The organism is Lactiplantibacillus sp. C232 (assembly GCF_023806725.1).
GTDB classification, from domain to species: Bacteria; Bacillota; Bacilli; order Lactobacillales; family Lactobacillaceae; genus Lactiplantibacillus; species Lactiplantibacillus plantarum.
The window spans coordinates 314,013-326,227 of sequence record NZ_JAMSKZ010000002.1 but is presented as its reverse complement, the minus strand read 5'-3'; the positions used below and the strand labels follow the sequence as shown (position 1 = coordinate 326,227).

Below are 12,215 nucleotides of genomic sequence, written 5' to 3'. Positions count from 1 at the left end.
GATTATTATGAAAAACACATTCAAAAAACTAACCCTTACTCTAATGGCTGCCGGAACCCTCTTTGCGACTTCCGTTTCCGCCTCTGCTGACACGACGACAACAAATCCTGAAGTGACATCCACCACACTCGTCAATAAAGTCACTCGTGATACTAAACTCGCAACGGGTGCCACGACTAGCCAACCGAAACATGATTTAACACCGCAGCCAACTAAGCTTGTTGTTAAATCCACCCAAAATCAAGTGTTAGCAACCATTGATGCTAGTAGCCAGAGTATCACTAAGATGAAGTATCTCACTAACGCAAAGTAGTACTGCCACCCTTAATTTCCGCCCCGTCACTTAAGCCCTTAAAGGAGGCCCCGCGATGAGTCAGCTGACTAAGGCCATTACCCGCCAATTACAACGTCAATATGCCGAACCAGTTCTGAAAGATCTAAATGGCAACTGGTATACCGGGGCCGATGTTTTAGAAGACCTCGCACTGTGTGAAACTAGTCTGCAACAACAGAACGTGCATGCCGGACAAGCCATTCTACTGAGCCCCGCACAAGTCGTAACGATTCCGGGATTGTTGCTTGCCAGCTGGCAATTGGGACTGACGGTCACCCTGACACCGCCTAGTCGCCAATTACCCGAGCTGGCGCCTCAAATCTACGCCGCCATGGTTTATTCCCCTAGACAAACGAACCAGTTAGCAACCAAATTAGATCCCCATGAAATCAGCGTTTTAACGTTAATTCTTAATACGGCGCCTAATTTTGCTTACCTAGTTCACGACCACGCTCAACCGTTAACACGCCGCAGCCAACCGGACCTGATACTACCAGCCAGTCAACTCCAGTTCACCCAGTCCCAGCTACTTAAGATGGCTGAGCATGGTCAAACTAGCGCACACGTTCACGATTTATATAACCTTGAGACCGGATTGCTCCCCTGCCTCACGGACCTCATCACTGCGACCCCGTTTACCATCATACCAACTAAGCAAGACTGGCCATCCAAAGTCAGTTAAGCGCCAATTGCCGTTACGTGTTAGCACTTTGAATCGGTATCTTGCATTGCCGCTGCTCCCGAAAGACAAAATGAGCTTTCCAGGAATCCTTGTAATCCCTAGAAAGCTCATTTTAATGTTTGCTTATTTAACCAGACCGACAGTCTGTAAAATAAGGTAAATGTTCAAAATAATTAGAATCACCGTCACAATCCAAGCCGTCCACTTAACCCAGACACGGTTGGTGAAGTTCCCCATCAGCGCCCGATTACTCGTGAACATGACTAGCGGAATCATGGCAAATGGTAACGCGATACTCAAGAAGACTTGCGACATCGTCAGCAGATCTTCAATTTTCGCTTCATTGCCATGATAATAAATCGCAAAAGCCAACACTGGTGTAACCGAGATTAACCGAGTTAGTAACCGTTGTGCCCAGAGTGGCATCTTCAAACGGATAAACCCTTCCATGATAATCTGACCAGATAACGTCCCCGTAATCGTAGAACTTTGACCAGAAGACAACAGCGCAATGGCAAAGAGCATACTGAGTAACGGACTCGCAATCGAGCCAACGACCTTACTATCGCCAAGTGCATTGTACAAGTCAACGAACCGGCCAAGATCACCCTTAGTTCCAAAGAACAGTGCGGCGCCAAGAATTAATAGCAAACTATTAACAACGAACGCGACTGACAATTGAATATTGGAGTCAATTGTCGTGAACTTAACAGCCTTGGCAACTTCTTTTTCGTCACTCCGGTCAACTTGACGTGTTTGTGAAATTGATGATCCCAAGTACAAGTTATGTGGCATAACGGTTGCCCCAACAATTCCGAGTGCTAGGAATAGCATAGAACGGTTGCTGACAATCCGACTAGTTGGGACATACCCTTTTAACATTTCTGGAATATTAGGTTGTGAAATAATAACTTCATACAGGAAGACGAAGAGAATCACGGCAACCAGCGTTGCCACAATTGCTTCGATTTTCCGGAAACCAAGTTTCATTAATAATAACAGAATCAAGACATCGGCAGTGGTAATCAAAATACCGACAATTAATGGAAATCCGAATAATAACTTCAAAGCAATCCCAGAACCAATGATTTCAGCAACATCGGTCGCCATAATCGCTAGTTCAGTAATAATCCAGAGAAAAATCCCCATTCCTTTTGACGTTCGTTCCCGCGTCAATTGTGCTAAATCTTTACCCGTCACAATTCCCAGACGAGCGGCCATGGCTTGTAGCAACATGGCAATTAAACTTGATAACAGGATCACAGAAAGTAATGCATATTTGTACTGTGATCCACCTGCGATTGATGTGATCCAGTTCCCAGGATCCATGTACCCAACTGCAACTAGTGCACCCGGTCCAGTGTAGGCAATTAAAGTTCGCCAGAAGCTGGCATCCTTAGGGACCCGGACACTCCCATTGACTTCGTCCAAGCTCTTACTATCGGCACCCGTTGAATGAATCGCCTTTTCTTCGGCAGCTTTCATCTTAGCGTGATCCTTCGTTTTTGCTGATTTCATTATGAAACCCTCTCTTCTATTGGTTTAGAATTCAGGTTGTGGACTACTACGTGATCCTCAACAGTGCGTCCCCTTAATTGAGCACTCACTTTAATTCCAATTGGTAGTATAGCACCATTAACCTATTAGTCAACTATTATTAATTATTACTTTGGCATCCCTAAAGCTTGTTATGACGCGGTATTATCATCTTGTAAGGGGATTCTCCGTGGGCTCAAACCATTAACTAAAAAATCACTGAGATAGTGAATCAATTGCTCATCACTCAAATCATCCAGTTGTGGGTAGAGAACCTGTTCGACTAAATATCCCCCAATGGTTGAAAACACCAATTGTAAAATCATGCGATTCGGCCAATCAACTAATTCTCGAGCGGCTTTCAAGCGATCCATCGCTTCATTCGCCTGCGCCAAAATGCTAGGTGAGACCATCCCTAAGACAGCCGCTCGATCCTGAGCATTATTGAAAAATTGGGACAAAATGACGGCTAAGGAGGCTCGGTTACGTGTGACAAATGCGACCCGATCGCGCACAAGGGCGACAACAAATGCTTGCAAAGTCTGGTTAGGACTATCTAAAACTGCCTGGTCCAAAGTGTTCAACATCGTTGGCAAAATATTCTGCACAATCGGCTGCATAATGGCGTCCAGAATACCGTTCTTATTAACAAAATTATGAAATAAAGTTCCTTCAGCGACACCGGCCCGCTCTGCAATCTCCCGAGTGCCAACTTCTTCATAACCTTTTTCTGCAAATAAGTCGAGCGCGGCGGCTAAAATTTGCCGTTGGGTCCGGGTAATACGACCATCCTTCCCCAATGAAGCCGCATAATAGGCCTGGATGGTTTCAATTTCACTCATGATGATAAGCTCCTTTTTTGCAGTAACTGCTCAATTTTGGCATTTACATCATAACTGATTCGGTCCCCCAAAACAACCATCTTTATAAAAGTTACATCATTAGCTTTACTAAACTCGTTAATTGCTTTTATAAGTGGATTTATTTATAATCATAGTAACCAATTAAGTTACAGGAAGTGATTATATGCGTGTTTCAACCCGCTTTAGCGACTCGATCCATTTACTAGCCTACATTAAAATTTACGCAGATACTAAATTAACAAGTGACGCCATTGCCCGTAGCATTGAAACTAGTCCAGTCGTTGTTCGCCGATTGATGAGCAAGCTTCGACAAGCCGGACTAATCACAACAACGCCCGGTACTGCTCAACCGGCACTCGCCAAACCTTTAAGTCAAATTTCACTGCTCAGCGTCTTCTACGCAATTGAAGGCGATAAGCCACTACTCGCCGTCGATCCTAAGACCAATCCGGATTGTATTGTTGGTGGCAATATTCAAACCGTTCTGAAACAATACTATCAAGACGCGCAAACGGCGGCCGAAGCACGGTTAGCTAAGACTAGCTTACAAGACGTGGTCGATAACATTTTAGTGGAACAAGCAAAGAAAGATGCCCACAAATAAGCTGCCAGATTAGCTGACGGTGTGCGATTGCGGAAGCCAGCGCGCATGTCGATACTAAATAATTCACCCTGCAAGCCACTCCGTTTAAATACAAACATGCTAGTATGTTTATGCCTAACTTGGACAAAAAATTGCACTTCAGAATCAACATCTGAAGCGCAATTTTTTTGTTGAATTATTTCATCTAGTACAACTTTAATAACAATAAACGGCCAGCTCGGTGCATATTATCCAGCAATAGGGCGCAAAGACAATATTGCGCTGTTTTCGACACCCCATGCGTCACGAATCTACCGCGGTTGCTCATCTTGTCCATAATATTCCGGCTTTTCAGCCTGGACGGGATGGGCCTGTAACCAGCTAATAATCTGGCGGCTGAGGTCATCCGTCATTGGTGCCGCAGCTGCTATTTGTGCTTTAGTAATTTGGTTGACATGAATTCCCGCAGTAATTGTACAGCTTCCAGCTAGATAACGCTGAATCCGCTTGGCCATTCGTTCCGAAATAAAGTTATCTTTATGGAAGCGACCATCATGGCTGGGAAACTTAACCGTTTCGGGAACCGTGCTGGCAGTTAGTATGGTCACGTCACCAATATGGGGATTGGTCCCACCGGTAACGACGATCAACAAGTCATATCCAATCACTTGGAGTGTTGCTTGCATTTGATACCCGGCCTGCTCAGTCGTAAAAGTTGCCATACTTAATCCCCCTCCCAACGGCGATCAGTTTCATTATGAATATGAAACGCATCTAAAATTTTCATGGTTTGATGATTGACCAGATCCTGAATGGATTGCGGATGATTATAAAACGCGGGAATCGGTGGAATAATTTGGGCACCGAGTTTTGCCAACTTCGTTAGATTTTCTAAATGAATCACGCTTAACGGTGTTTCACGTGGAACAATCACAAGTTTACGTTGTTCTTTAATCGTGACATCAGCAGCCCGCGATATTAAATTATCACCGAAGCCGTACGCAATCCCCGCTACCGTCTTCATACTAGCTGGGACAATGACCATTCCGTCATTCAAAAACGAACCGCTGGCAATCGCTGCGCCTTGGTCATTAGCCCGATAAGTAGCATCCGCGAGCGCCGTCAGCTGCGCGAGCGAGTAATCAGTCTCTAACTCCAAGTTTTTTTTAGCCCACGCACTCATTACCAGGTGAACTTCAACATCTGGCCGCTGATGTAACTTTTCTAATAAGTCGACCGCGTAAATCGTACCGGACGCTCCCGTGATTCCCACAACAATTCGTTTCATGACAACATCGCCCCGTTTCTGTAGATTAATGATATTATGATTCAATTAAGCCTTCATCTTTATCTTAACCTGCGCGATTGGTTGAAACAAATCGAGTTTTGACTGGTTAATATTCTTAACTGGAATATCAGCGAATCAAACGACTCTAATAACATTTGATTTATCATTAAAACCAAACATTCAATGCGCCACACCACGTTTTTTGGCCTATAATTAAGGTAGTGTATTAATGAGGGAGGGATGTCTATGGCAAAACGACGAATCACACACGACCCACACCAGTTTGTTAATACTGCTACTGACCGGCGACGCTTACAATTGGCTGTCCAATTAGCCTTGCCAACCTGTGCGCACGTCTTAGCACGCAATTTTGCGCGTTCTAGTGCCAGCTCTTACTGGCTACTAATGCTAAAGACGCCGGGGACGGCTGCCCCGCGCTTTTTGACCTTGCGGATCGCGGATCATTTGCTATGGCTGACGAACCATGATCAATTAACCATTAGTTGGGAGGCTGGTAATTTTGACGCCGTTCAACGGACCTTGCGTCAAGAATTAACACCAGCCACTCTGCAACAATACAGTTATCAACTCACGACAACTGATATTATGACACTGCGCTTGATTCTGCATTTGGAACAACATCAGCTCATTTGGTTGGTCCAATTAGCACCTGAAATCGCTAAGGCCTACAAGAATCAGCATTTTGACCTTCGTGACGACTTTGGTCAGGCCAAATTGTTACTAGGCAACATGAATAACAGTAGTCTCCAACTGGTGCCAGTTAAGCAACCAGCTTTCCAAAATCATCTTGGACAATACTTCGGCCGCAATCTCCTATTCTCACAGTTCACCAGCCACCATCTATTGCGACTATTGCCCACCAATCAATGGATTCGACCCTTACTAAAGGTGTTGCCACCCACACCAAATCTGGAACAGCAACTAGCAGTCCTGTATGGCACCGACTTTGTCCGCATTTATGTTGAAGCGATTCGACAACAAGCACGCTTGCAAGCGATTAGTTCATAAAAATAAGACCCCCGCTACGTTCAGCAGGAGCCTTATTTTAGTTACTGACTATTAGTCGCTTTTAAGTTTTCCTTAGGACCTAACAACTTATCCGAAAAACCAAATACATAAACTAACATCGTTGCAATCACTAGTGTCCCGTAATGGGATATCAAATAACCATAAAAGTTTGACCCGATGCCGACACCCGGGGTGATAAACGCGGGGAAACCGATCAACGACCCTGACAAAGCATAGTTATTAACGCGCAACAGGCCGGTCAGTAAGCCACCTAGACCACTCGCAATGCTAGCAACGACAAAGACCCGTTTGTATTTCAAGTTGACCCCGTATAGCGCCGGCTCGGTAACACCACAAAAGGCTGAAATTGCAGCTGCCAGTGAGATCTCCTTTAGGTGCTTATCCTTAGACTTTAAGAAGACGGCCAACACCGCACCACCCTGAGCGACCATGGTAATCGAGAGGATTGCATTCAAATAACTGTGCCCATTCGTCGCAATATCATTGATCACAATGGGAATAATGCCCCAGTGGAGCCCGAAAATGACCATCGTCTGGTATAAACCACCAATAACCAATCCTGATAAGGCCGGGCTAAAATTATAGACGGCGACCAAACCGTTGGCCAAGCCCTTACTGATAATCGTAATTAAGGGACCGACCACCACTAATACCACTATCGCCAAAATCAGGGCTTCGATAATCGGAATAAAGACGCTCCGTAAATACAGCGGAACAACTCGTTTTAACCCCCGCTCAACGTACACGCCTAGCCATGCGGCCACAATCATCGGGAACACGGATGCCGAATACGACATTAAATGCGTCGGAACACCTAAGAACGTGATTTGGGCCGTGGCTCCCTTACTAGCTGCCGTTATCAGACTTGGATAGATAAGAATAGCACCGACAATCGCCAGCACGATTGGATCTGAACCTAACTTTTTGGCAGCAGTAAAGCCTAGGACAACTGGTAAAAAGTAAAACGTTGCATCAGCTACCGCGTTCAATACCATGTACGTCCCACTCGTGACCGCCAAGACTTTGAAGCCCGTTAACGCGGCCAAGATTCCTTTTAAAATCCCTGAACCTGCCAAAATGCCAATCACCGGAATCATTGCCGCGGTCATAACACCAATGACACCACTAATGCCATTACGCACGTGGCTTAGCCAATTAACGTCACTTGATGCCTCCTGAACCGGTGGTACTGGCACTCCGTCCGCAAATTCAGGCCCTAGTTGTGCGATCACTGCATCAAAAACATCGTTGACTGCCGGACCAATCACAACTTGATACTGACCACCGGCCTTTGCAACATCAATGACGCCGTCCAAGTTCGCAATAACCGCATCGTGCGCTAGTGCTTCATCCTTCAAATAAAATCGCAACCGTGTTATGCAATGAATCACGCTATTAATATTTTGCTGCCCGCCCACATTAGCTACAATTGCCGTGGCTAATGCCGAGTAACGCGTCGTTGACTGCGGTACCGCTGCCACTACCGGTGACGCGGTTGTTGTCACTGTTATCAAGTGAGCCGTTGCGACGACTGCACCGGCCGCGACAGCTTGTGGCAGTGGGGCTAGCGTCAAGTCAGTGAGTACCCGCTGAGCGTTCGTCACGACAATGATCACCGTGGTCGGTTTGTGGGCCTGCTCGATAGCAGCTAAATCCATGTCGACTAGTAGTGTGCCAGCCGTCACCTCATCACCGACCTTCACGTGAACTTCAAACGGTGCCCCATTGAGTGCCACCGTATCGACACCCAGATGTACCAACACTTCGAGGCCAGTCGTAGTCACCATGCCAATTGCATGTTTGGTTGTTGTGACTACTGTGATTCGACCACTAACTGGTGCCAAGATGTGACCAGCTGTCGGCTGAACACCAAATCCCGGCCCTACCCTTCCCGCCGCAAAAACAGGATCCGGAACCGTTGCCAATGACAATACTTGACCAGTAACTGGTGCTAAAATGGATACTTCATCGATTTTTCCCATAATCGTCATCCCCCATGTAAAACCCTTAACCTAACCTTCAAAAATCCTTAAGACGACCGTCTCACGTCCAATCATGATCCATTAAAATTCTATCATCACAATTAGACCAATCTCCATCACTTACCATCACTTCGTTAGGGCGACTAAATATCAAAAACAAGTATTTTTCCGAATCGGAAAAATACTTGTTTATCCTAACGTTGATTAATTATTTGACGTCGCCATTAACTAGGCGGTTGCACCTAAGTGTCGCTTTTTAGGCGCTACTTTAACTGCATTTGCATCCTCATCCTTAAAACCAAACATCCAAGTTAAGGCGAAGGACACGACAATCGTGGCTGCGGATGCAATCAAGAAACCATAAAAACTAAAGTCCAAGCCCTTCGGATTAACAAAGGACGTGAAGCCAATCAGTGAACCCGTAAAGCCCCACATATTGACATTCATCAAGCCGGTCAAGAAGCCACCAACTGCCGCCCCAATACTGGCAGTCACAAAGGCCCGACCATATTTCAAGTTGATCCCGTACATGGCTGGTTCGGTAACACCACAGAAGGCTGAAATCGTTGCTGGCCAAGCAAGTTCTTGAATGTTAGCCAGCTTTGACTTTAAGGCGATTGCGAATACTGCGCCCCCCTGGGCAACCATCGTCGCTGAAACAATCGCGTTCAAGTAACTGTGACCCGTCGTTGCAATATCGTTGGCCACAATCGGAATAACCGCCCAGTGCAACCCGAAGATCACCAATACTTGATAGAAGCCACCAATGATTAAGCCAGAAATCGCAGGGCTCAAATTGTAGACCCACACAATAATATTTGCCAATCCCGTTGAAAGCACAGTAATAATTGGACCAAGGAATAATAGAATCGCACCGGAAACAATCACAACTTCAAATAATGGCACAAAAATCATTCGTAATACCGTTGGAATCACCCGTTTTAGCCATGGTTCCAACTTACTTGCTAGCCAGGCCCCCGCAATCATCGGGAAAATTGAATACGTATACGAGGCAACGTGTACCGGCAAGCCAAAGAAGTTCGCGTTGATTCCCATTCCTAAAAGCGTACTCGTCGCTTTACCACTTGCCATCGTTACAATAGCTGGATAAGTCAGCACCCCACCGATGATTCCCATAATCACCGGATCTGCCCCTAACTTTTTACCAGCCGTAAAACCGACGAAGATTGGCAGGAAGTAAAAGACCGAGTCGCCCATCGCATTAATAATCACGTACGTTGGTGCGGTCGGGCTAACTAAATTAAACGTGGTAAGTAACGCAAGAATTCCTTTTAAAATACCAGAGGCTGCTAATAATCCAATGACGGGAATCATTGAACCCGTGATAACACCAATTAAATTACTGATACCCCATTTAACTTTGCCCCACGGCGTCGTTGGCCGCTGAGCTGCTGCGGCAGTCTCAGCAACAGCTTTAGCCGTCTCCGAATCATTTGAAAATCCCGGTCCGATTTGCTTGATGATCGCATCATAGACATCCGTGACAGCAGGACCAATCACGACCTGATATTGACCGCCCGCTTTTGCTACGTCGATGACCCCTTTTAAGTCCCGCACGACGTCATCATTGGCTTTACTCTCATCTTTCAAATAAAAACGCAAGCGAGTAATGCAGTGAATCAAACTACTAACATTCTCGACACCACCAACATTAGCCACGATGTCCGCGGCTAACTGATCATATTTACCCGCTTTTGGTAATCGATTCTGCCGCTTAGCATTAAATGTGTTGGCGTTCAGACGGCCCGTAGCTGTCACGTCACCGGCAGCTTTTGCCCCCGTAACGACGTCCAACGATTCTAATTTATCACTAGTGTTAGTCACTGCTAAAATCACTGTGGTCTGACGATTAGCGGCTTGAATAGCAGCTAAATCCATGGTGGCAATCACGTCCCCCGCCTGAACATCATCGCCCGCGGCCACTTTGACCGTGAACGGGGCACCCTTTAAGTCGACCGTGTCGATTCCGAGATGCACTAATACTTCCAAATGATCATCAGGCGTTGTGAACCCAATCGCGTGTTTCGTCTCAGCCACCATCGTGACCTGACCACTGACTGGTGCAACAACCTCTCCACTTGAAGGTTGAACGCCAAAGCCCAGTCCCATCATACCGGCTGAAAAGACCGGGTCTTTAACCTTATTTAACGCAATAACGTCCCCATTGACCGGCGACAAAATTGTTACTGTTTGTGCCTTTGCCATACCCATTCCTCCATTCTTAACCTAACAACAGCGCAACCGCTTGATAGGGTTGCATCGTCAATTGTGCTGTGACATTAACATCTTGATAATTGGAAAGTAACACCTGTGCACCGACCATTTCTTCCGGAAGTGTCACCATTGTTGACTGACCATAAAAATTATTAAGCACTAATAACTTTTGTTGGTGATATGTCCGCCAATAGCCGAAGACTTGCGGATCATCTAAGCGCCACGATTGATAACCACCATCCGCGACGATCGGCATCGTTTTTCTTAGCTTAATGAGCCGTTGATAATAGTCAAAAATCTCGCCACTAGCCAATTCATGGGCCACGTTAATCGTCGCCTGATTAGTCGGTGTCAACCACGGTTTACCAGTAGTGAAACCAGCCTTGGCACTATCATCCCATTGCATCGGCGTCCGCGAGTTATCGCGCGCCTTGGTCTTAACGATCGTAAACGCATCGTGATGACTGTACCCACTACGAATTAAAGCCCGATAAGCATTTAATGCCTCAATGTCCACGTAATCAGCCATATTGTCATAGTCCGGATCAGTCATGCCGAGTTCCTCACCCATATAGATAAATGGTGTCCCACGCAAGAGGTGAATGACCGTCGCCAGCATTTCAGCGGACTTGACACGATAACGACCGGCGTCACCAAAGCGATTCAGCGCTCGTGGCTGATCATGATTATTCCAAAACAAAGCCTGCCAGCCACCACCAGCTGCCATTCCACCGGCCCAACTATCTAATAATTGCTTCAATCGTGGGAAGTCGAAGGCCATTCGGGACCACTTCCGTCCATCAACATAATCCGTCTTCAAATGATGGAAATTAAAGACCATTGAGAGTTCGTGATTAGCCGGATTAGTATAACCAACACTGTTCGCAACGGTTGTTGAAGACATCTCCCCCACTGTGACGCTATCTACATCCTGGCCGAAGCTTGCCGCGTTCAATTCCTTTAAATAATCATGAACAACGGGGGTGTCAGTATACAACGTCTTGCTAGGGACCCCCTTAGGTGCGTCCACCAACTTCTCAGCTTTACCGGTAACGTTGATGACATCGAAACGAAAACCCTGCACGCCCTTTTGCCGCCAGAAATTGACAACGGCGGCACACGCTTGTCGTACGGCCGGATTATGCCAATCCAAATCGGCCTGAGTCGGATCATATAAATGTAAATAGTACAAACCAGTATCACCAAACGGCGCCCAGGCCGGACCACCAAATTTAGATTCCCAATTGGTCGGTAGACTACCATCAGCCTTGGGAGGACGGAGATAGTAAAACTTCTGATACTTCTCATCACCCGCCAAAGCCTTTTGAAACCACTCGTGTTCAGTTGAAGTATGATTAAGAACCATATCCAACATGACCCCGATACCATTTGCCTTCAGCTTTGCAACGAGTTCTTCAAAATCAGCCATCGTGCCAAACATGGGGTCAATATGGTAGTAATCTGCAATATCGTAACCGTTATCATTTTGTGGTGAGACAAAAAACGGATTAAACCAAATCATGTCAATATTCAACTTTTTGAGGTAGTCGATCTTTTCAATAACACCTCGTAAATCACCGACGCCATCGCCATTGCTGTCGTAAAACGACTTCGGATAAATCTGATAAATCACTTGTTCTGATAATTTCATGCGCTATCCCT

Annotated in this window: 11 protein-coding genes; 4 read left to right on the top strand and 7 right to left on the bottom strand. The window is 46.1% G+C overall.

Going from position 1 to position 12,215, the window contains the following annotated elements:
• Positions 1–7: 7 nt before the first annotated feature.
• A complete protein-coding gene (locus MZO41_RS03825) occupies positions 8–313 on the top strand; it encodes a hypothetical protein (RefSeq protein ID WP_003643712.1) in 306 nt (101 codons plus the stop codon).
• Between the two features lie 55 nt (positions 314–368).
• Complete coding sequence (locus MZO41_RS03820; RefSeq protein WP_003643711.1) at positions 369–1,016, top strand: hypothetical protein; 648 nt, start codon at positions 369–371, stop codon at positions 1,014–1,016.
• A 123-nt stretch (positions 1,017–1,139) separates the two neighbouring features.
• On the opposite strand, the gene MZO41_RS03815 is transcribed toward MZO41_RS03820, so the two are convergent.
• Both MZO41_RS03815 and MZO41_RS03810 read right to left on the bottom strand, forming a co-directional pair.
• Entirely contained in the window at positions 1,140–2,501 is a 1,362-nt protein-coding gene (locus MZO41_RS03815; RefSeq protein WP_033099006.1) for an Nramp family divalent metal transporter, read from the bottom strand.
• A 203-nt stretch (positions 2,502–2,704) separates the two neighbouring features.
• Entirely contained in the window at positions 2,705–3,394 is a 690-nt protein-coding gene (locus tag MZO41_RS03810; RefSeq protein ID WP_003643709.1) for a TetR/AcrR family transcriptional regulator, read from the bottom strand.
• 184 nt (positions 3,395–3,578) lie between these two features.
• On the opposite strand from MZO41_RS03810, the gene MZO41_RS03805 reads away from it, so the two are divergent.
• On the top strand, positions 3,579–4,019 hold the full coding sequence (locus tag MZO41_RS03805) for an Rrf2 family transcriptional regulator (RefSeq protein ID WP_003641849.1): 441 nt from the start codon (positions 3,579–3,581) through the stop codon (positions 4,017–4,019).
• 290 nt (positions 4,020–4,309) lie between these two features.
• Here the strand turns inward: MZO41_RS03805 and lpdD are convergent, their stop codons facing one another.
• Positions 4,310–4,720 (bottom strand): gallate decarboxylase subunit LpdD, encoded by a 411-nt coding sequence (gene lpdD, locus MZO41_RS03800; protein WP_003643708.1) that lies wholly within the window; start codon positions 4,718–4,720, stop codon positions 4,310–4,312.
• A gap of 2 nt (positions 4,721–4,722) precedes the next feature.
• Positions 4,723–5,286, bottom strand: a complete 564-nt coding sequence (locus tag MZO41_RS03795) for a UbiX family flavin prenyltransferase (RefSeq protein ID WP_003643707.1) — start codon at positions 5,284–5,286, stop codon at positions 4,723–4,725.
• Positions 5,287–5,532: 246 nt separating this feature from the next.
• On the opposite strand from MZO41_RS03795, the gene MZO41_RS03790 reads away from it, so the two are divergent.
• On the top strand, positions 5,533–6,315 hold the full coding sequence (locus MZO41_RS03790; RefSeq protein WP_003641846.1) for a hypothetical protein: 783 nt from the start codon (positions 5,533–5,535) through the stop codon (positions 6,313–6,315).
• 41 nt (positions 6,316–6,356) lie between these two features.
• On the opposite strand, the gene MZO41_RS03785 is transcribed toward MZO41_RS03790, so the two are convergent.
• The 3 genes from MZO41_RS03785 to treC form a co-directional block, all read right to left on the bottom strand.
• Entirely contained in the window at positions 6,357–8,327 is a 1,971-nt protein-coding gene (locus tag MZO41_RS03785; protein ID WP_003643706.1) for a PTS sugar transporter subunit IIABC, read from the bottom strand.
• A 219-nt stretch (positions 8,328–8,546) separates the two neighbouring features.
• The gene (locus MZO41_RS03780) at positions 8,547–10,544 is read right to left on the bottom strand and encodes a PTS sugar transporter subunit IIABC (RefSeq protein ID WP_003643705.1); all 1,998 of its coding nucleotides are present in this window, start codon (positions 10,542–10,544) and stop codon (positions 8,547–8,549) included.
• A gap of 16 nt (positions 10,545–10,560) precedes the next feature.
• Positions 10,561–12,204, bottom strand: a complete 1,644-nt coding sequence (gene treC / locus MZO41_RS03775; RefSeq protein WP_003643704.1) for an alpha,alpha-phosphotrehalase — start codon at positions 12,202–12,204, stop codon at positions 10,561–10,563.
• Positions 12,205–12,215 lie beyond the last annotated feature (11 nt).